This is a genomic window from Niabella sp., assembly GCF_030150205.1.
Lineage (GTDB): Bacteria > Bacteroidota > Bacteroidia > Chitinophagales > Chitinophagaceae > Niabella.
Genome location: NZ_JASLGT010000017.1, coordinates 323,694 through 344,049, shown reverse-complemented (window position 1 = coordinate 344,049; position 20,356 = coordinate 323,694). Strand labels below are relative to the sequence as shown.

General features: G+C 47.1%; 16 protein-coding genes. 9 read left to right on the top strand and 7 right to left on the bottom strand.

Going from position 1 to position 20,356, the window contains the following annotated elements; translation table 11 throughout:
- Nucleotides 1–770 precede the first annotated feature (770 nt).
- Genes Q1V85_RS15280 through Q1V85_RS15260 form a run of 5 tightly spaced genes read right to left on the bottom strand, consistent with a single transcriptional unit; the run spans nt 771 to nt 4,728 of the window.
- Nucleotides 771–1,748, bottom strand: coding sequence for a YihY/virulence factor BrkB family protein (locus Q1V85_RS15280; protein WP_300601326.1), 978 nt, complete (start codon nt 1,746–1,748; stop codon nt 771–773).
- A complete protein-coding gene (gene mltG / locus Q1V85_RS15275) occupies nt 1,745–2,785 on the bottom strand; it encodes an endolytic transglycosylase MltG (RefSeq protein WP_300601325.1) in 1,041 nt (346 codons plus the stop codon). The genes Q1V85_RS15280 and mltG overlap by 4 nt, the downstream gene beginning before the upstream one ends.
- Nucleotides 2,786–2,827: 42 nt before the next feature.
- Nucleotides 2,828–3,085, bottom strand: coding sequence for a hypothetical protein (locus Q1V85_RS15270; protein ID WP_300601324.1), 258 nt, complete (start codon nt 3,083–3,085; stop codon nt 2,828–2,830).
- A complete protein-coding gene (gene tilS / locus Q1V85_RS15265) occupies nt 3,082–4,407 on the bottom strand; it encodes a tRNA lysidine(34) synthetase TilS (protein ID WP_300601322.1) in 1,326 nt (441 codons plus the stop codon). The genes Q1V85_RS15270 and tilS overlap by 4 nt, the downstream gene beginning before the upstream one ends.
- Before the next feature lie 9 nt (nt 4,408–4,416).
- Nucleotides 4,417–4,728 (bottom strand): hypothetical protein, encoded by a 312-nt coding sequence (locus Q1V85_RS15260; RefSeq protein ID WP_300601321.1) that lies wholly within the window; start codon nt 4,726–4,728, stop codon nt 4,417–4,419.
- Nucleotides 4,729–4,840: 112 nt separating this feature from the next.
- Here Q1V85_RS15260 and Q1V85_RS15255 point away from each other — a divergent pair, with 112 nt between their 5' ends.
- The 5 genes from Q1V85_RS15255 (at nt 4,841) to Q1V85_RS15235 (ending at nt 10,779) form a co-directional block, all read left to right on the top strand.
- The gene (locus tag Q1V85_RS15255) at nt 4,841–5,584 is read left to right on the top strand and encodes an electron transfer flavoprotein subunit beta/FixA family protein (protein ID WP_300601320.1); all 744 of its coding nucleotides are present in this window, start codon (nt 4,841–4,843) and stop codon (nt 5,582–5,584) included.
- A 59-nt stretch (nt 5,585–5,643) separates the two neighbouring features.
- The gene (locus Q1V85_RS15250; RefSeq protein WP_300601319.1) at nt 5,644–6,606 is read left to right on the top strand and encodes an electron transfer flavoprotein subunit alpha/FixB family protein; all 963 of its coding nucleotides are present in this window, start codon (nt 5,644–5,646) and stop codon (nt 6,604–6,606) included.
- Between the two features lie 79 nt (nt 6,607–6,685).
- Nucleotides 6,686–7,051 (top strand): hypothetical protein, encoded by a 366-nt coding sequence (locus Q1V85_RS15245; protein WP_300601318.1) that lies wholly within the window; start codon nt 6,686–6,688, stop codon nt 7,049–7,051.
- Nucleotides 7,052–7,395: 344 nt separating this feature from the next.
- Nucleotides 7,396–9,096 carry a metallopeptidase TldD-related protein gene (locus Q1V85_RS15240; protein ID WP_300601317.1) on the top strand — a complete coding sequence of 567 codons (1,701 nt, stop codon included), beginning with the start codon at nt 7,396–7,398 and terminating at the stop codon, nt 9,094–9,096.
- Nucleotides 9,097–9,105: 9 nt separating this feature from the next.
- Nucleotides 9,106–10,779, top strand: coding sequence for a metallopeptidase TldD-related protein (locus tag Q1V85_RS15235; protein ID WP_300601316.1), 1,674 nt, complete (start codon nt 9,106–9,108; stop codon nt 10,777–10,779).
- 380 nt (nt 10,780–11,159) lie between these two features.
- Here Q1V85_RS15235 and Q1V85_RS15230 read toward each other — a convergent pair whose 3' ends face one another.
- Together Q1V85_RS15230 and Q1V85_RS15225 are read right to left on the bottom strand one after the other, a co-directional pair.
- Nucleotides 11,160–11,654: a DUF3276 family protein gene (locus Q1V85_RS15230; protein ID WP_300601315.1), complete on the bottom strand. Its 495-nt coding sequence runs from the start codon at nt 11,652–11,654 to the stop codon at nt 11,160–11,162.
- Between the two features lie 224 nt (nt 11,655–11,878).
- Nucleotides 11,879–13,717 carry an ABC transporter ATP-binding protein gene (locus tag Q1V85_RS15225; protein WP_300601314.1) on the bottom strand — a complete coding sequence of 613 codons (1,839 nt, stop codon included), beginning with the start codon at nt 13,715–13,717 and terminating at the stop codon, nt 11,879–11,881.
- Between the two features lie 174 nt (nt 13,718–13,891).
- Here Q1V85_RS15225 and Q1V85_RS15220 point away from each other — a divergent pair, with 174 nt between their 5' ends.
- From Q1V85_RS15220 to Q1V85_RS15205, 4 genes are all read left to right on the top strand, one after another.
- Entirely contained in the window at nt 13,892–15,085 is a 1,194-nt protein-coding gene (locus Q1V85_RS15220) for a hypothetical protein (RefSeq protein WP_300601313.1), read from the top strand.
- Nucleotides 15,086–15,451: 366 nt separating this feature from the next.
- The gene (locus tag Q1V85_RS15215; RefSeq protein ID WP_300601311.1) at nt 15,452–16,261 is read left to right on the top strand and encodes a patatin-like phospholipase family protein; all 810 of its coding nucleotides are present in this window, start codon (nt 15,452–15,454) and stop codon (nt 16,259–16,261) included.
- A gap of 444 nt (nt 16,262–16,705) precedes the next feature.
- Nucleotides 16,706–17,029 carry a DUF6660 family protein gene (locus Q1V85_RS15210; protein ID WP_300601309.1) on the top strand — a complete coding sequence of 108 codons (324 nt, stop codon included), beginning with the start codon at nt 16,706–16,708 and terminating at the stop codon, nt 17,027–17,029.
- Nucleotides 17,030–17,192: 163 nt separating this feature from the next.
- On the top strand, nt 17,193–20,354 hold the full coding sequence (locus Q1V85_RS15205) for a CusA/CzcA family heavy metal efflux RND transporter (RefSeq protein ID WP_300601308.1): 3,162 nt from the start codon (nt 17,193–17,195) through the stop codon (nt 20,352–20,354).
- Nucleotides 20,355–20,356: the final 2 nt, after the last annotated feature.

The window sequence follows — 20,356 nt, the reverse complement described above, 5'->3', positions numbered from 1 at the left end:
CGATATCTGATAGACAATATACTATTAATGTTATTTAGCGTTCAGCCCGCTCTCACTCTCCTCTCACCTTTATTAAACTCAAAACTATTGGTAACTTTGATCTATATCTCAAAGAACTTTTTATAATCAAACATAGGAGTTTTCAGAAGATATAGCCGGGGATGTAGCTATGGTATTAAACGAAATCCCCCGTCCCCCTGGTCGTCCCGCCCTCCGAAGCCCGCTTTGGAACCAGGAGCCTCAAACATGCGTTAAGCATGATCATTGGAAATAAAACGGGGCTAATATTGAGCTTTAAATAGCTTTCGGCTATCAGTTATCAGAAGATATGGCCAGGGATGTAGCTACGGCATTAAATGAAATCCTCCGTCCCCCTGGTCGTCCCGCCCTCCGAAGCCCGGTTTTGAACCAGGAGCCTCAAACATGCGTTAAGCGTGATCATTGGAAATAAAACGGGCTAATATTGAACTTTTAATAGCTTTCGGCTATCAGCTATCAGTTATCAGAAGGTATGGCCGGAAATGCAGCTACGGCATTAAATGAAATCCCCCGTCCCCCAGGTCTTCCTGTCCCCCGAAGCCCGCTTTGGAACCTGGAACCCCAAACATACGCTAAGCATGATCATTGGATATAAAACGGGGCTAATATTGAGCTTTAAATAGCTTTCGGCTATCAGTTATCAGAAGATATGGCCGGGGATGTAGCTACGGTATTAAACGAAATCCCCCATCTCCCAGGTCTTCCTGTCCCCCGAAGCCCGGTTTAGCTCCTCATATCAACACATCCTCCGTAAAAGCGTCTTCCTGGCGGGCGTCGCGGTTTAAGGCATTGGAGCGAATGCTCACGTTGATCTCAAAACCTACCAGCAGGATCAGTGAGTTGATAAAAATATACACCAGTACCAGCAATACAGCGCCCAGTGAGCCATACAGCTTGTTAAACCGGCCGAAGCTGCTTACCCAGAAGGAGAAACCAAGTGCCAGCACCACCATAAAGAACGTGGCAAAGATGGCACCGGGCGTAACCCAGGGCCATTTTTTATTTACAGAAGGTACTGCCCGGTATATATAGGACACAATGGTAAGAAAGAGCAGGAAGATCAAAATCCACCGGGTGCTGCTGATCAGGTTGATCAGCCAACGCTGTTCAATACCCAGCCAGATCAATACGTTCCCCTGGGCCGCAAGTAATGCAATACAAATAATAAAAAGAAAATCGAGTCCCAGGGTCACCCGCAAGGCATTGCCTCTTTTCTGAAGCCCCTTTCGCTTAATAAATCCGGGAAGATCTTTATCAAAGGAGCGCATCAGTCCCATAATCGCATTGGAAGAGAAAAAAAGCGATAACAGGATACCCACAGAAAGCAGGTCGGGCCGGGGCCCATGGATAATGCTCCCTATAAACTCAAGGATCGGTTCATTATATTTTTTTGCCGGCACAACACCCTGGATGATGTCGGTGATCTCGTCCTCAAAATTAATTTCAATGGGGAGCAGACTCACAATGATGGGCACCAGTGTAAATAAAAAGATCATGGTAGGCGGGATGGCCATAAAGAAATTATACGAAATGGCCGATGCGCGCTCAATGATATTATCATCTTTGATCTGCCTCCGGAACCCACGGAAAGTGTCTAATACCGAAACACGCTCAAAGCCGGGAATGGCGGTGGTTTCACCTTTGTGCCGCAACCAGCCGATCCTCCGGGAACCGTTGATCCGTTTAGCGATATTTTTTATAGGGCTCATGGTATGGCGTTGAGACTGTCTCTTTTCCGGATCTGTGCATCCAGGGCCTGCTGGTACATTTTGGCAAACCGGGTATGATCCGCATAATTGCTGGTAAAGATATGCGAGCCATCAAAATTACTGCTGGCCACAAAATACAGGTAGTCGGTTTTGGGTGCATTCAGCACCGAATCGATGGTCGATTGCTGGGGCGTACAAATGGGGCCGGGAGGTAAGCCTTTATTTTTATACGTATTATAGGGCGATACTACGGCCAGGTGTCCGAAGAGGATGCGTTTAAGTCCAAAATCCTTCAGGGCAAATTTTATCGTGGGGTCTGCCTGCAAAGGCATTCCTTTTTCAATACGGTTCATATAGGTGCTGGCTATTTTAGGCTTGTCTACGGCTTTATTGGTTTCTTCATCAATAATGGAAGCCAGCGTAATGACTTCTAACCGTGAAAGTCCCTGCGCTGCTGCTTTCTTTGTCCGTTCATCGGTCCAGAATTTTTTATAGGCATCAAAGAACCGGTCAAAGATGGCCCGGGGCGTTGTGTTCCATTTTATTTCATAACTCAATGGCAATACCGCCGCCATCACCGTATTGCTGTCCAGCGCATAAGTGGCTAACGAGTCATTATTTCCCAGGAACCGGATCGTTTGCAGGGAATCGCATTCAAACATTTTCCCGATCTTTCCGGCAAGCGCCTCTTTTGTCCGGACCTTGGTAATTACCAGTTCTACCGGGGTCTGGTTGCCGTTCTTCAGCATCCGCACCAGTGAAAGCAAACTGGTTCCGCCTCCAACCTTATATTTACCGGGTTTTACCGCTGTATATCCCAGCGCCTTTGCTGCCAGATTAAACCAGGTAGTTCCGGAGAGAAATTTTTCTGTCACCAGTTGTTCCTTTAACTGCGCCATTGTTGTTCCTGTTTTTACATACAGGAACCCCTTCTCTGCTTTATGCGTGGCGGGTCCCAGGAATTTAAAAACAAAGAATCCTGCCAGCAAAACGAGCAACAACAGGATATACGGCGATTTTCTTTTCTTTTTTGCCATTTGAATATTTACGGTTTGATTCTGTTAAATGACGGACAATTGCTACTGCGTACGAAAAACATGTAACGAGTCAAATATGCGGTTTCTCAGCGAATCTTTTTGTCCCTTTGTATATCCTTTTACGAAAACTTTTCTTTCAAAATGTTTTGTCGTTCCATCAGCGTTCTTCCAATCTGCAAAAATGATAAGATTGCCCTGATCATCTTCAACAGATGAAGCCTCCTGGTAATTTTCACCGCCATTTTTGCAGCAGGTTAGCAACAGTAGTGCCAACGCCGGCAAGAGCTGTCTTATGTTCATTTCAGATAATTTAATTCAATAATCTCCCCGGTAGTATCCGTTACCCGGAAACGGTTGTCGATGCGCAGTCCTACCACCCAAACGATCTTCTGTCCCATTTCCAATACCCATACTTTTTCTTTTTGGGTAGTGGTAAGTTTAAGATCGATCAGGAAGCGGGCCACTTTCTTTTTTTTGGTCATCCCCAGCGGGTAAAAATAATCCCCGGTTTTCCAGGGCCGGAGCGTCAGCGGGAACGCTAACTGACCGGCATCGATCCATGCAGTGTCTGGCGTTGTTGGGATCGCTCCCTCCTTTGTTTTTTGCCGGATCTTTAGCATATCTTCCTCAACGAAATAATTTCCCGGAGCCTCAATCAGTATCCTTGAACCGGAGGATGTGGCCAATGGCGCAATAATCAGGTGCCTGCGGTCGCGGATCACCCGGTGGGTAGCCGATGCAATAAATTTCCCGGGATCGGATTTCGTAAGCGCAAAAACCTCCGGCAACTGCCCGGCACTAAAACCAAAATCTTTGATGATCTCAAACAGTACCGTAGCCGGTGCCACCGTTTTCAGCAATAACAGCACGGGAATATGCAGTTCACTCCCCTTTTCGGTTACCAGTTTTTTCCGGTGTTGTGCAATAGACTGCTGATATAACGCATGTATCTCCTGAAACCGGTGAATACTACCGGTGAGGTTCTGTTCCACTTCCGGGTAAACGGTTGCTATCTGGGGCAGCAGCTGGTTGCGGATAAAATTGCGGGTATAATCGTCTTTTAAATTAGATGCATCCTGTACAAATGAAAGGGACTGCTCCTGCAGGAACTGTTCCAGCTCCGTTCTTTTGGCAAATAGCAGCGGACGTACCACCGTACCATTTCGCTCCTTAATGCCCGTAAGCCCGTTTATACCGGTTCCCCTGAAAAAACTCATCAGCACGGTTTCGATATTGTCATTGGCATGATGCGCGGTAAGTACATAATCGAACACTTCCCGCTTCCGGATCTCTCCAAACCATTCGTATCGCAATTCCCTTGCAGCCTCCTGTATCGAAAGCTTCTGCTCTGCAGCAAAAACACGGGTATTAAAACGGATGCTGTAAAAGGGTACCTCCCAGCTTTCTGCAAGTTTCTTCACAAACAGTTCATCCGTATCGCTATCGGCCTCTCTCAATTGAAAATTGCAATGGGCCACACCAAAATCAAAACCGGCCAGCTTACAAAGCTGCCCCAGCACCACGGAATCAATACCGCCACTTACCGCCAGTAAAAGGCGGTCATTTTTTGTAAAAAGATGCTGCTGGTGAATATGCTTTATAAAACGGGTTAACAGGTCCATTGATGATTTTTAAAATTCCAGATATTCGCAGGCCGCCCTTAGCTCATTATATGCGTGCCGTTCTCCCAGTTTTTGTGCTATTTCCATTCCTTTTTTATAAATACCGATCGCTCCTGCCTCATCACCGGCACGTTCCAGCAATTTGCCCAGGTGATAATAACTGCCCACATATGTTTCGTTCTTTTCCAGGATCGCCCTAAAGAGCGCACCGGCTTTTACATCATCACCCAACTTTACATATTCCAGGGCCAGCGCATGGTTCAAAAACGCATCCCCGCTGTTTTCCCGCAACAATTCCTCCAATTTTTCGATCCGGTCCATTGTGAACATTTTTTTTTGTGATCACACCCTTTTTTACCTTACAACTGTTATCTTTGTTTGGTTACATAAACAGTTGCATAAACAACTTTCAAATATAAAAAGTGATACCATAATGAAGATATTAGTTTGTATTAGTAAGACACCTGATACCACGGCAAAAATAGCCTTCACGGATAATAATACGAAATTTGATGCGGCGGGTCTGCAGTGGATCATTAATCCGAATGATGAATATTACGCGCTTGTCAGAGCCATTGAGCTGAAGGAAGCCGATCCTTCTTCGACCATTCACCTGATCAATGTAGGCGGCGCCGATAGTGATGCCATCATCCGGAAAGCACTGGCCCTGGGCGGCGATGAAGCCATCCGGGTAAATGCAGAAAACCTGGACAGCTTTGGTATTGCCACACAAATCGCACAGGTGGCAAAAGAAAATAATTATGACCTGATCTTTTTAGGCAAGGAAACCATCGATTATAACGGTAGCTCCGTAGGCGGTATGGTAGCCGAATTGCTGGACCTACCTTATATTTCACTGGCAACAAAATTTGAACTGAATGGCACAACAGCTACAGTTACCCGCGAAATAGAAGGTGGCGAGGAAGTATGTGAAGTGTCCCTACCAGTAGTAGTAAGCTGCAATAAAGGTATGGCCGAGCAGCGGATCCCGAATATGCGCGGCATTATGGCGGCGCGTACAAAGCCCCTTAAAGTGGTAGAGCCCACAGCAGCGGATGCCCTTACAGAGGTAACGGCCTTCAGTCTGCCGCCCGCAAAGGCCGGTGTAAAGCTGGTAGATCCGGAGCATGTACAGGAACTGGTTCGGTTATTACACGAAGAAGCGAAAGTAATTTAAAGCAGTTTCAGGTTTAGCTCATTTTCAAATTTTCAAATTCACACATTTTCAAATTAACTATGTCTGTTTTAATATTCATCGATATCAACGAAGAAGGTGCTGTAAAGAAAACCTCTCTTGAAGTGTTAACCTATGGAGCCCGGCTGGCAAAACAATTGGGCGTACCGGCTGAAGGCCTGGTGCTGGCACCGGTAAAAGAAGAGCTGACAGCACTTGGTAAATATGGTGTTCAAACCATTCACCAGGTTCAAAACGAAGCCCTGGCATATTTTGACGCACAGGTATATACAAAGGCCATTGCACAGGTAGCCGAAAAAACCGGTGCAAATGTGATCCTGTTCTCCAATAACACGGATGGCAAGGCGCTGGCTCCGCGGTTATCGGCCCGTTTAAAGGCCGGACTGGTATCCGGAGCCGTAGCACTGCCGGAAACAGCCAACGGTTTTGTAGTAAGAAAATCGGTATTTTCCGGGAAAGCGTTTGCAGATATTAAAATTGCTACTCCTGTAAAGATCATTACACTCAATCCCAATTCCTTTACCATTGAAGCAACAGAAGGCACCGCAACCGTTACTCCGGCTGAAGTGACGGTGGATGCACCAAAAGTGAAAACGGTAAGTGTGAACCGCCAATCGGCGGAAGTGCCCCTGGCAGAAGCAGAACGGGTTGTAAGCGGCGGACGCGGTATGAAAGGTCCGGAAAACTGGGGTATACTGGAAGACCTGGCCAAAGCGCTGAATGCGGCCCTTGCCTGCAGCCGCCCGGTGGCAGATGCACATTGGCGCCCGCATAATGAGCACGTGGGACAAACCGGTGGTGCCATTGCACCAAATCTTTACCTGGCTGTAGGCATTTCCGGGGCCATCCAGCACCTGGCGGGTGTAAACCGCAGCAAAGTGATCGTGGTGATCAATAAAGACCCGGAAGCCCCCTTCTTCAAAGCAGCCGATTATGGAATTGTGGGAGACCTGTTTGAAGTGGTACCCAAACTTACAGCAGCCATCAACCAATTGAAAGGATAAAATTTTAAGAACCGGGATTTTTTCCCGGTTTTTTTTATGTAAAAACCGGAATGGCTGCATCATGTCCGTAAAACCGGACATGAAATATTTAGTCATTCTGCTACTATGCTGCGCCACCACAGCCCGGGCGCAGGAAGCAAAGACATTCAAAAAGCCTGTTTATCCAGACTTCTATCTAACACCCAACCCCTATATTATTGACACCGGGGCAGTTAGAAAGCTTAATGATAAATTTTATATAGGGTCTGCCCGCCAGGACCGCATGCCAATATTGCTCCCGTACGGAACCGGGAAAAGAATGCTGAATGCCGGGAATAACAAGGAAAACACGGACCAGATGCCCAATTTATGGAACAAACCGCAGCCGGACAGTACCACCCGGCAACCGCATTCTTATAAACGTCCGCTGTATTACGAACCCGGTCCGTTATTATCTACGCGGTAAGACGTATTTTATATAGCTTCCTGCCAGATGTAGACGATTTTTGTGTACAAAAAATTTGTGTACAGGAATCGTGTACACAAAAAAGCTGTAAACAAAAAAGATACGGACGAATCTGTTTACAGAAATTGCTGTTCAAAAAAAGCTGTAAACAACATCGAACCCGCCCGGTGCCGGTGCGTGCCGCTTTCCAAAGCCGTGTTTATTTTATCCCGGATCGTCAGCGTTGTTAAATGCCACCCTGCTATATGTTTTTAATAGAGGACTTTATGAATGGGAACATAAAAATCGGTATCTTCCGTGATGGATCTGATCCTTTTATCAAAACAATTATTTAAACCCATTATATGATCTTTAACCTGCGATCGGGGCTTATTGCAATCGGACTAACCTTCTTTACACAAACCTTGTTTGCCCAGGACCTGCTCATGACCACGCTTTCAAAGGAACTGCAAAGGGAATTTGAACAGTTGAAAAAGGCCGATGACCGCCTGTACTATATGAGTTACCGGGTAGATGATATCACTACCTATAATATCCGCACTTCTTTTGGAGCCGTTACCGGTATTGATTCTTCCCGGTACCGGGTGTTTTCCCCTTCTGTACGACTGGGTAGCTATAAGCTGGATAATACACATAACGTGGGGTTTGGACAGTTTCCCGGTGGCATTCCCATAGCGGATGATGCGGATATCATAACCCTGGCCATCTGGAAAAATACCGACAATGCTTATAAAAATGCCGTACAGGCCTACGAGCAGATCCTTACTAATAAAAAGGTAAAGGTAGCGGAAGAAGATTCGGCCGCTGATTTTTCGCCGGCTCCCAAAGTGGTTTACCAGGATCCGCCCCTGCGTTATGCCGCGCTTCGGCCGGATATCAATGCACTTACTAAAAATCTTGTGGCGTATTCGGCGGTTCTAAAATCCAACCCGGATCTCCTGACCGGGGTTGCCACGATCGAATTCAAAATTGTTCGCAAATATTTTGCAGATACAGATGGCTCTTCCATTATAGAGAACGGCACCAGCGCCTGGCAGTCGGTATACAGTTTAACAAAGGCGCCGGATGGCATGGAGCTGCCGCTGTTTCAGATGTACTACGCATACGAGCCCTCCGGGCTTCCTTCCAGGGACAGTGTGTTAAAAGATGTACGGACGATGAGCGCCAAGCTTACCGCGCTCCGGTCCGCTCCCGTGGCAGATCCCTTTGTAGGGCCGGCCATCTTATCCGGACGGGCATCGGGTGTATTTTTTCATGAAATTTTTGGTCACCGCCTGGAGGGTAAACGGATGAAAAGTGATTTTGACGGTCATACCTTTAAAAATAAGATCGGCACGCCGGTGCTGCCGGATTTCCTGAGCATCACCCTGGACCCAACCATAAAAAAAGTAGGCAATGCAGAGGTGAACGGGTTTTACCGCTATGATGACGAAGGTGTGGCGGCCCAGAAGGTGAACGTGGTGGAAAATGGTATCCTCCGCAGCTTCCTGATGACCCGCACCCCCATCAATGGTTCCAGCGGATCCAACGGGCATGCCCGCACGGCTCCGGGAGGGATTCCGGAAAGCCGGCAAAGCAACCTGGTAGTAAATGCCACCGCTACAAAAACGGCCGCTGCATTAAAGGAACTGCTGCGCAATGAGGCCAAAAAACAGGGGCATGAATACGGATATTATTTTGAAGATGTACAGGGCGGTTTTACTACCGTTGGACGCACTACACCGAATGCCTTTAATGTAATGCCGATTGAAGTATACCGGGTATTTGCAGATGGCCGCCCGGATCAATTGGTGCGGGGCGTGGACCTGATCGGTACACCGCTTTCCATGTTCCGAAGGATCATTGCAGCCGATAATACGCTGGAAACATTTAACGGGATGTGTGGCTCCAATTCCGGCTGGGTGCCGGTTTCAGCCTCCTCGCCTGCTATTTTCGTGGATGTGATCGAAACCCAGAAAAAAAGCAAATCGAATGACCGGTTACCCGTGTTACCCAGGCCCGATCTCGACAGCACATCGCTTACCTCCACACCTCATTCATTTTAAAATCATCCGATGTTAAAGAAACTATTATTGTCTGCAGGTACGTTTTTCCTCTTTTTAACAACGGATGCACAGGAGCTGCGCGATAACTTTTATGTAAAAGCCCTTTCGCAGGAACTAAACCGCAACATCCAGCGGTTACGCCTTCCGGACCTGGGAAAGCCTTTCTTCATCAGTTATAAATTAAGGAATGGTGTGTCCCAAACGATACGGGCCGAACGGGGCCACATCGTAACCCCGTTCTCCGGACCGTCGGAAACAAAGACGGCATCTGTAAAACTGTTGGTGGGCGACTATCACCGGAATTTTGATTATCTTTTTGATGACGGTTCTTATGTCCTGCTGCCGGATGAAAACGATATGGATGAATTTCGCCGGCTGCTCTGGCTGGAGACCGACCGGGCATATAAGACCACGGCGCAGCAATACAATGCAACCATGGCTGCATTAAAAAGGGTAACGGTAGATCAGAAAGAGCTCGATCTTCCGGACCTTGTTCAGATTCAACCGGTGGTTAAAGACTATGGAAGCCTTCCGGCCATCTCCGGGGTGGAACGCTGGAAGCCGCTGCTGGAAAAGCTTTCCGCCTTATTTACCGCCTACCCGCAGATCACATCCTCCGCCTGCTATCTTGCTGTTAACAATGCAGAAGAGTACCTGGTATCCAGTGAAGGTTCCATCATCCGTAAACCCGTTTCTCAAATTGCGCTGACCATTGCAGCCTCGATGCAGGGAAAGGAAGGCAGCAATATTTTTGAAACCTTTAATGAATATGTAACTCATATAGAAGAGCTGCCCGACTATAAAGCATTGGAGGATACCACCCGGGCACTGATCAAAAAGATACTTGAACGGGATAACGCGCCCCGCTTTGAAGGTTCCTACCTGGGGCCGGTGCTTTTTGAAGGGGCTTCCCTTTCTGATCTTATTTCCGGCTTTTTCCGGTATAGCCTTGGTGTAAGCAGAAAATCCATACTCTATCCCGATAACAGTACTACTTTTTACGAAGACAAAATCGGCCAGAAACTGATCGCCTCGGGTTTATCCCTTACGGCATTTCCCCATTTAAAGGCCTACAACGGTGTGCATACCACCGGTGCTTTTGATATCGACTATAATGGTATAACCCCGCCCGATTCATTGGAACTGATCCGGAGCGGGGTGCTTAAGAGCCTGCTAAACGGAAGAACGCCTACACAAAAATTCCGGGAACCGGGAGGATTTGCTGCCGGAGAACGCAGTTACAGTGCCGGCGTATTAAAGCTTACTGCAGATGCGGTTACTCCCTTAAGCAATATGAAGAAAGAACTGGTAAAAGCTGCCAGGGAAGAGGGCCTGCCCTATGCCTATATTGTACGGGGTGTTAACGTAAGCTATGGCCAGGTGCCCTACCTTTACCGGGTAGATACGGCTACCATGAAGGAGGAACTGCTTACCGGCTTCAAATTCACAAACTTAAATATGCGCAGCCTCCGCCGGTTCATTGCCGCCGCAGATCAGCAGGTTTTATGGAACCAGTCGTTTTATTCTGTTATATGTCCGCAAAGCATGATCATTGGTGAAATAGAACTGGAGGCAGAGAACAGTGTGGTAAAAGCTAAGCCGATCATTGTAAGCAATCCTTTGCTTGACAAAAAACCTGAAAAAAGCAAAGTCCAAAAATCAAAAAACAAAACCAAATCTTAAAAAGCAAAACAAGATCCAAAAAGTAAAGACAGCACTTCAAGATCCAACAGGTCAATTGATAACTGACGACTGATAGCTGAAAGCAGTTTAAGGTTCAATGTTCAACACTAGATTCGTTTGATGCCTGATGATCTATGCTGAAGGCAAAAAGCTCAAGGCTGGATTTCGTTTGATGCCTGGCACTGCATCCCCGGCCATACCTTCTGATAACTGACGACTGATAGCTGAAAACCGTTTAATGTTCCAGGTCTGGTTCGGTTTCATGCTTGCAGATCTACCAACCATTCCCACATCTTCAAATTTTCAAATAGTAGATAAAATAAATAAAGCCGTCCTTTATGAACGGCTTTATTCTCAAAAATTTTATTTTCAGAAAGGTCTTACCACTTTTCTACTTCCTCATGATTGCTGGAAGCGGGTGCATCGTTCTGTGGAGCAGGAATATTGATCTCCTCCTCCTGCTTTTCGCTGGCAACAGGTGCAGCGGGTGCAATGTCTTCTTCTTCCGGAGCAGCCGGGGTTACAGCAGGTGCAGCAACCGGAGCCGGTTGGTGGTAGGCTGCAGATCCCCCCTCTTCATCATAATCTTCATGATTAAATGCATCAAAATTAAAATCGGGCATCAGGTCTGTTTTCACATAATCGATTGCCTCATTCAATGCTTTCAAAAACTTATTAAAATCCTCTTTATACAGGAACACTTTATGACGGTCATACCCGTTATCATCAAAACGCTTGCGGCTTTCTGTAATGGTCAGGTAATAGTCATTCCCCTTGGTAGACCTTACGTCAAAAAAATAGGTCCTTCTTTTTCCGGCACGGAGTCTCTTGCTGTAGATGCTCTCCAATTTACGATCGTTATGCTCGTTCTCCACGTGTTTCTTTTTTTAAGTAGAAAGATTTATACACAAACAAATATATGTATGTTTTCAATAAAAATTAAATTTATTGAAGTTTTACCATATTTTCTTAAACATTTTATTATATACACAAAATCAGGCATCTATAACGCAGATTGTGGGCATATCATTCAAGCTTGAGTGAAAATCAGGGAAAGGGAATCGCTCTTTGTTTGGGTAGCCGGCTCCGGGAAAATGGGCTATGCATCTTCCGTTCCCAGTCCCATTTGTTGCCGTTGATACAGGCGGGCATAAAATCCTTCGGGGATCTTCATCAGCGCTTCATGAGATCCCTGTTCAACAATCCGGCCCTCATCCAGTACAATAATCCGGTCGAACGAAAGCAGTGAAAACACGCGGTGTGTAATAATAATGGCCGTTTTTTCATGCAGGTATGCATTCAACCGGCCCATGATCTCTTTTTCTGTTTTTGCATCCACGGCACTCAGGGAATCATCAAAAATAATAACGGCCGATTCCTTGATCAGGGCCCGCGCGATGGAGATCCGTTGTTTCTGTCCACCGCTGAGCGTTACCCCCCGTTCACCGATCATGGTATCATATCCTTTTTCAAATCCGTCGATCTCCCTGGCCACGCCCGCTATTTCCGCGGCGGCAATCACTTCTTCCCTTGTAGCATCCGGCTTACCGAACCGGATATTATTCTCTACCGTATCACTGAATAAAAATACATCCTGGGGCACATAACTGATCTGCTCCCTCAGTCCAAACACATCCATATCCCGGATATTGCGCTCATGCATCACGATAGTTCCCTCGTCGGCATTATACATCCGCAACAGCAGTTGCGCCACCGTTGTTTTACCACTACCGGTCTTTCCCGTTATGGCGATTTTTTCACCCTTCCGGATCTTCAGATCAAATTGCTGCAACGCCCGGATCCCGGTATCTGGATAAGTAAAATTGACTTTGTTAAAAGCGATGGTACCGTCGAGCGCAACCGGTGTGGCCCCCGTTTCATTCTTTATTTCCGGCACAATATCCAGGAACTCATTAAGCCGCTTTTGAGATGCCGCAGCCCGCTGCACCATACTGGCCGTTAGTCCGATGGCACTTACCGGGAAGGTGAGCATGTTTACATAAACGATAAATTCTACAATGGTTCCCAGGGTGATGTTATGCTCATGCTGGATATAATAAAGTCCGCCGATCATGATGGTAAATAAGGTACTGATGCCGATCAGGAGCTGGATCGACGGAAAATAGATCGCTTCCACCCGGGCCAGCGCTATGGCATTTTTCCGGTACTGCTCACTGTTGATGGCAAAAAAGCGGAACATCGCATTTTCCTGAACAAAGGATTTGATCACCCGGATCCCGGAATAAGATTCCTGCGCATTGGTGGTAAGGTCCGACAGCGCGGCCTGGATCTTTTCGCTCTTTTTATGAATATTGCTGTTTACAATATAAATGATCACCGCCAGTATTGGCAGCGGGATAAGCACATAAATCGTAAGCTCCAGGCTGCTTTGTACCATAAAAAACACGCTGAGCACAATGACCGTAACCAGGTTCACGATATACATGATCGCCGGACCGGTAAAGATCCGCACCCGGCTTACATCTTCAGCAATACGGTTCATCAGGTCACCGGTGGTATGATGTTTAAAAAAAAGACTGTCCAGCCGCTGGTACTGGGTATATACCTCATTTTTTTGATCATATTCGATATGACGGCTCATTACAATAATGGTCTGCCGCATCAGGAACATAAAAAAGCCCCGCAGCAATGCCATGATCAATATAATGATGCTGGCGATGAACACTACTTTTGCAATACTGCTAAAACCCGTCACCCATTCCACCATCTTCTTTACCAGCACATCATAGCCGCGGGTTTCTGTAAGATGATTGTTGCCGGTGAGGGTCAGTGACTGATCTACATAATTGACGATAAAGCGCATCAGCTGAGGCGACAATACGTTAAAATAATTGGACAATGCCACAAAAAGAATGCCCGCTCCCAACCGTACCCGATACTTCCAGAAATATTTGCCCAGCGCGCCTAAGTGCTTCATAACTGCAAAGTAACGGGGGAAAATTTAAATTCTAAGCGTTAAATACTGTATACTGAAATTCTAAATATCACATCTCAAATCCCAACTGCCAATTCAGGTCCAGCATCCTAAATATTAATATCAAGTATTAATTTCTGAATTTAAAGCAGTATCTTGTTAACACAAATTGACACTATGGTTCCGGAACTCAGACAGGCTTATAATGCGGCATTCACCGATGAAAAATTCAGGGATTTTGTACAGGCATTGAACCGGTATCGCAGCCCGATCCAGTTCCGGATTGCAGAAACACCCGTTTTTGTATCCAAAGGCTTTTCCCGCCAAATGATCGATGCCTGTGAGCAGATCGTGGATGTATTAACCCGACCCGATTTCAGGGAACAAACAGAACGGGCCATACCAAAAAATTTCAGAGTTCCCAATGAAAATGAGCACCCGCATTTTATTGCCTTCGATTTTGGCGTTTGCCGGAATGCCGCCGGTGAACTGGAACCGCAGCTTATAGAAATGCAGGGCTTCCCCACCCTCTTTGGTTACCAGGTGCTGCTGGATGATGTTTTTGATGCGCATTTCGGTATTCCTCCGGGCTATTCCTCTTACCTGGGCGGATTAAACCGGGAAACGTACCTGGAGCTCTTCCGCAGGATCGTGATCGCAGCGGAAGACCCGGAAAACGTGGTCCTGCTGGAGCTCTTTCCCCAACAGCAAAAAACCAATATTGATTTTTATTGTACGGAAGATTACCTGGGTATAAAAATGGTTTGTATTACCGAACTGATCCAAAAAGGAAATCAGTTGTTTTACCTGAAAGACGGAAAGGAAACGCGGATCAAACGGATCTATAACCGGGTGATCTTTGACGAGCTGCAACAGCAGGAAGCTGCCATCCAGGAAAAGGCGAAGATCCTGTTTGAAGCGCTGGATGTGGAATGGGTTACCCATCCCAACTGGTTTTACCGGATCAGCAAATTCACCCTGCCAATGATCCATCATCCCAATATACCGGAGACCCGTTTTTTGAGCGACCTGGAAACAATTCCCGCAGACCTGGAACACTATGTATTAAAGCCCTTGTTTTCTTTTGCAGGACAGGGGGTGGTTATTGACGTAACACCCGAAGATATCCGGGCCATTAAAGACCCCGAAAACTGGATCCTGCAGAAAAAAGTGGAATATGCCGCCGTCATTCAAACTCCCGACGAGCCGGCCAAGTCGGAGATACGCATTTTTTATTTTTGGGAAGAAGGCGCCGCAAGGCCCCGGCCGGTGAATAACCTGGCGCGGTTGAGTAAAGGCAAAATGATCGGCGTACGTTTTAACAAGGACAAAACCTGGACGGGAGGCAGCTTTGCATTGTTTGAACAATAGCCGACTGTTTCAAACTTTATAGAACATGGCATAGCGCCCCTTGCGGAAAAAGTACAACCGCAATGTACGCAAAGAGTTCTCAGTAATGACCTAACAATTCCATAGCACTCCTTGCGGATCCCTTGCGACCTTTGCGGTAAAAGCCAAACCGCAATGTACGCAACGTGTTTCGCAATGTACGCGAAGCGTTTTCAGTAATGACCTAACAATTCCATGGCGTATTCCTTGCGAGTCCCTTGTGACCTTTGCGGTAAAAGCCTACCGTAATGAAGGAGCGTATTCGTTGCCGGCGACGTCTCATTGAAAACATCTTCGCTGCAGAAATTTTAAATTCCTTATTTTAGATTTTATATTCTTTAATTCACCATGAGCCTCTTCTCATTCCGAAAAAAACAAAAGATCATCGGGCTTACCCTTTCCGGCGGCGGCATGCGTGGCGTAGCACATATCGGCGTATTAAAAGCACTGGAAGCGTTTGGCCTTAAACCCGGCATCATATCCGGAACCAGCGCCGGTGCCATTATTGGCGCCTTTTATGCCGCCGGCTATTCTCCCGATCAGATGCAGGAGATCGTGATAAAGACCTCTTTTTTCTCCCGGTCGTCTTTCCGCCTGGGCACTACCGGCATCTTTAATACCGTTTTTTTACAACGGCTGTTTAAAGAATCTTTTCCGGATGACAATTTCAATGTGCTCAACGTTCCTTTATATGCGGCCGCAACGGAGGTTACCAACGGCAGAACAGAATACTTCTCCGATGGCAAACTCTTCCAGGCCTTGCTGGCTTCGGCAAGTATTCCCTATATTTTTCCCCCGATCCGGATTGGCGAAAAAGTGTATATGGATGGCGGCATCCTGAATAATTTTCCGATTGAACCTATTTACAGTAAATGCGATGTGCTGATCGGCTCGCATGTAAATTCACTGGTGTATGACGATATGAAAAAAATAAGTGCCCGTAAGGTATTTGACCGGGTGGTGCACCTGGCTATCGGAAAATCTGTTTATTCTAAAGCACATGCCTGTGATTTATTTTTTGATCCGCCGGGGATGACACAATTCAGCCTTTTTGATAAAAGAGGTATTCCGCAGATGCTGGACATTACTTATCAACATGCAGTGAAGGTACTGGAAGAAAAGGGATACCGGAGGCAAATTCTAAATCCTAAAATCTAAATTCCAAATGTCTGATGCTAAAATCCAGCTCCGGCAATTGATTAAAAAATACAAAAATCAAATAACAAAAAACAATTTAAATACTAAATACAAAGCACTAAATTCTAAATGGCGGATACTAAAATCTGGCTCGGGTTGGTAGTTGAAAAATACAAAAATCAAATGGCAAGAACCAATTTAAATGCTAAATACTAAGCTCTAAATTCTAAATGTCTGATGCTAAATCCGGCTCGGGTTGGTAGTTGAAAAATACAAAAATCAAATAACAAAAATCAATTCGTACTTCAAGAAAGAGAATGCATCCTGATTGCTAAAGGCTGTGACTAAAAGCTGATCACTGAAAACTGATAGCTAAAGGCTTCTCTCGCAATTCTGCACTATGGTTACATTAAAACTCTCCGGAATATTTGTTCGTCAAAGCCCGATGATTTAGCTTTGCATTCAATGAAATGGTTCCTGTTTCTTTTTGGGTTTTACCTGTTATCGCTTACCGCTATACCCTGCTCCGATAGCGGGGATGCCTGTAAGGGCGGTGGTGTGGTAACCACCCTTCAGACAGCTTCCGATCATCATACCCATACCACCGAACATTGCACACCGCTTTGTTTGTGTAATTGCTGCAATACTGTTGTGGCAAAAATCCCCCTGGCACCCGCCGTTATATCCGGAACCATTGTTCCTGCTGGTTTTAAAACCGCCCTTTATGCAGACCAGTATCTTGCCGGTTTCACCGCCCGGATCTGGCAGCCTCCCAAACCCGTTTGCTGATTTTTTTGGCGATGGGCCAGTCTTGTAAGCCCATATTGTACCCGCACTCATGCACATGCATCAGCGCGGAATCATTGGTACCTGTGCTGCCGCGCCATCACATCCCCTTATTTTAGTGCGCCTGAAAAGGCATCACTGTCTTTTATCATTAAATCACATTCATGTGTTAGAAAAAATCATACGTTTCAGTATACAAAACAAATTGGTTATTGCCGTATGCACCCTGGCCCTGGTGATCTGGGGAACCTGGAGTGCCGGCAAACTGCCGATTGATGCACTTCCCGATATCACCAACAACCAGGTGCAGATCATCACCCAATCGCCCACCCTGGCCGCCCAGGAAGTAGAGCAGTTTGTAACCAGTCCTATTGAACGGGTAATGGCCAACCTTCCTAATGTGGTAGAAATGCGTTCTTTTTCCCGATTCGGGTTAAGCGTGATCACCATTGTGTTCAAGGACAATGTAGACATTTATTTTGCCCGGCAACTCATTGGCGAAAAACTGAAAGACGCCGAAAAACAGATCCCGCCAGGAATGGGCAGTCCGGGTATTGCACCGGTTACCACCGGTTTGGGCGAGATCTATCAATATGTGTTACACCCCAAAAAGGGTAGCGAACAAAAATATACACCCATGGACCTGCGCACGCTCCAGGACTGGATTGTAGCGCGCCAGCTGGCCGGTATTGAAGGCGTGGCCGAGATCAGTGGCTTTGGGGGTATTACCAAACAATACGAAGTAAGCCTGAACCCGGACCGGTTACAGGCTATGAACGTTACGATACCAGAGGTCGTTGCAGCCCTTGAAAAAAACAACCAGAATACCGGCGGCGCCTATATTGATAAAAAACCCAATGCCTATTTTATCCGGGGCATTGGTATGGCCCGCGATTTCAGGGATATCGAAAATATGGTCATCAAGACGGCCTCCAACGGTATTCCGGTCCTGGTGCAGGATGTAGCCACCGTCCGGTTCGGATCGCCCCCGCGGTACGGCGCGCTCACCTACAACGGGGAAAAAGAAGTGGTAGGCGGAATCGTACTTATGTTGAAAGGCGCCAACAGTAACGAAGTGGTGAAGCGGGTAAAAGAGCGGATGTTATCCATACAAAAATCCCTGCCGGCAGATGTAGAAGTGGAAGCTTTTCTCGATCGCAGCGCCCTGGTGAACCGGGCCATTGGCACCGTGGAGAAAAACCTGATCGAAGGTGCGCTGATTGTGATCTTTGTATTACTGCTTTTCCTGGGAAACCTACGCGCAGGGCTTATTGTAGCGTCCGCCATTCCCCTCTCGCTCTTATTTGCATTGGGAATGATGAACCTTTTTGGCGTAAGTGCCAACCTGATGAGCCTGGGCGCCATCGATTTCGGACTGATTGTAGACGGAGCCGTGATCATTGTAGAAGCCACCCTCCATCACCTCTATAACAAAAAACGCATGCAGCGATTGACGCAGCAGCAGATGGATACTGAAGTATTCCAGGCAGCCTCCAAAATCAGGAGCAGCGCGGCCTTTGGAGAGATCATCATCCTTATTGTATACCTGCCCATCCTTACCCTGGTAGGCATCGAAGGCAAGATGTTCCGTCCGATGGCGCAAACCGTAAGCTTTGCCATCCTGGGCGCCTTGCTGCTTTCACTTACGTATATCCCCATGATGTGTGCCCTGTTCCTTTCAAAAAAAGGAGCGCAGAAGGAAACCTTTTCCGATCGCATGATGCAGCGTCTGCAACGGTTCTACCATCCCATTTTGCAAAAAACGCTCCGCGTTAAGAAAACGGTGGCAGCCATTGCCCTGGTATTGTTTGTGGGTGGGGTATTGCTGTTTACACGCATCGGGGGCGAATTCATTCCCAGCCTGGAAGAGGGCGACTATGCCATTGAGTTTGGATTACCGCAGGGTACCTCGCTGGCGCAAACCATCGAAACGGCATTCCAGGCTGAGAAACTGCTGCGCACCTTCCCCGAAGTAAAAATGGTAGTAGGCAAAACCGGTTCTGCGGATGTAGCCACGGACCCCATGCCCATGAACGCCTCCGACCTGATCGTGGTTATGAAGGATAAACGGGAATGGACCACCACGAAGAATTATTCGGAAATGGCGGAGCTGATGAAGGAAAAACTGGAAACCTTACCGGGTGTTATTGCAGAACCCAGTCAGCCCATCCAGATGCGGTTTAATGAACTCATGACCGGCATCAAACAGGACGTAGCGGTGAAGATCTTTGGTGAAAACCTGGATACCCTGCTGGAACAGGCGCAAAAAGTTACAAAAGCCATCAGTAAGATAAAGGGCGTTTCCTCACCACAGATCGAGCGGATCGCCGGCCTGCCCCAGATCACTATTGAATACGACCGTGCGCGTATCGCCAGTTACGGGCTGAACATTGCGGCCATCAATGATGTGGTAACCACCGCCTTTGCCGGTACCGCCGCCGGGGTGATCTTTGAGAACGAACGTAAATTTGACCTGGTAGTGCGTGTAGACAGTGCCTACCGGAGCTCACTCGAAAGCGTGGCCTCCCTGTTTGTTCCAACACCGGCCGGTCACCAGGTACCACTTTCAGAACTGGCGGCCGTCCATTTTAAAGAAGGACCGGCACAGATCACAAGAGAAGATGCCAAGCGCCGGATCGTGATCGGGTTTAATGTACGCAACCGCGATGTTGAAAGCGTAGTGGAAGAGATACAGCAATTGCTGAAGCAGCCGCGCTTCCAGCTTCCCTCCGGCTACTACACCACGTTTGGCGGCACCTTTCAAAATTTGAAAGAGGCATCGGCCCGTTTGCAGATCGCGGTTCCGGTAGCCCTGCTCCTCATATTTGCACTCTTGTATTTCACCTTCCATTCTGTAAAACAGGCCTTATTGATCTTTACAGCCATTCCGCTAAGTGCCATTGGCGGCATTTGCGCCCTGGTTATCCGTGGTATGCCCTTCAGCATCTCCGCCGGTGTAGGCTTTATTGCATTGTTTGGAGTAGCCGTACTTAATGGTATTGTACTGGTGGGTACGTTTAACCAATTAAAAACGGAGGGCGAACAAAACATTTACCGGCGGGTGATAACAGGGGCTATGACGCGTTTGCGTCCGGTACTCATGACTGCAGCCGTTGCATCCCTCGGCTTTTTACCTATGGCATTGAGCCAGGGTGCGGGAGCCGAAGTACAGCGTCCCCTGGCAACAGTAGTGATTGGCGGACTCATTTCCGCTACCCTGCTTACATTGATCGTGCTACCCTGTCTTTATCTTTTGTTCAATCCGAAAGAAACCAAAAGCAGTGTAACACCGGTCGATCCCAATCTTTCTATCAACTCCGAAAATTAACA

Bases quoted from the DNA above. Each gene is read 5' to 3' on its own strand.
- Q1V85_RS15220 (WP_300601313.1), top strand. From the start codon at position 13,892: ATGGTTCCGGAACTCAGACAGGCTTATAATGCGGCATTCACCGATGAA.
- Q1V85_RS15215 (WP_300601311.1), top strand. From the start codon at position 15,452: ATGAGCCTCTTCTCATTCCGAAAAAAACAAAAGATCATCGGGCTTACC.
- Q1V85_RS15225 (WP_300601314.1), bottom strand. From the start codon at position 13,717: ATGAAGCACTTAGGCGCGCTGGGCAAATATTTCTGGAAGTATCGGGTA.
- Q1V85_RS15270 (WP_300601324.1), bottom strand. From the start codon at position 3,085: ATGAACATAAGACAGCTCTTGCCGGCGTTGGCACTACTGTTGCTAACC.
- Q1V85_RS15280 (WP_300601326.1), bottom strand. From the start codon at position 1,748: ATGAGCCCTATAAAAAATATCGCTAAACGGATCAACGGTTCCCGGAGG.
- Q1V85_RS15245 (WP_300601318.1), top strand. From the start codon at position 6,686: ATGAAATATTTAGTCATTCTGCTACTATGCTGCGCCACCACAGCCCGG.
- Q1V85_RS15235 (WP_300601316.1), top strand. From the start codon at position 9,106: ATGTTAAAGAAACTATTATTGTCTGCAGGTACGTTTTTCCTCTTTTTA.
- Q1V85_RS15250 (WP_300601319.1), top strand. From the start codon at position 5,644: ATGTCTGTTTTAATATTCATCGATATCAACGAAGAAGGTGCTGTAAAG.
- Q1V85_RS15255 (WP_300601320.1), top strand. From the start codon at position 4,841: ATGAAGATATTAGTTTGTATTAGTAAGACACCTGATACCACGGCAAAA.
- Q1V85_RS15240 (WP_300601317.1), top strand. From the start codon at position 7,396: ATGATCTTTAACCTGCGATCGGGGCTTATTGCAATCGGACTAACCTTC.
- tilS (WP_300601322.1), bottom strand. From the start codon at position 4,407: ATGGACCTGTTAACCCGTTTTATAAAGCATATTCACCAGCAGCATCTT.
- Q1V85_RS15210 (WP_300601309.1), top strand. From the start codon at position 16,706: ATGAAATGGTTCCTGTTTCTTTTTGGGTTTTACCTGTTATCGCTTACC.
- Q1V85_RS15260 (WP_300601321.1), bottom strand. From the start codon at position 4,728: ATGGACCGGATCGAAAAATTGGAGGAATTGTTGCGGGAAAACAGCGGG.
- mltG (WP_300601325.1), bottom strand. From the start codon at position 2,785: ATGGCAAAAAAGAAAAGAAAATCGCCGTATATCCTGTTGTTGCTCGTT.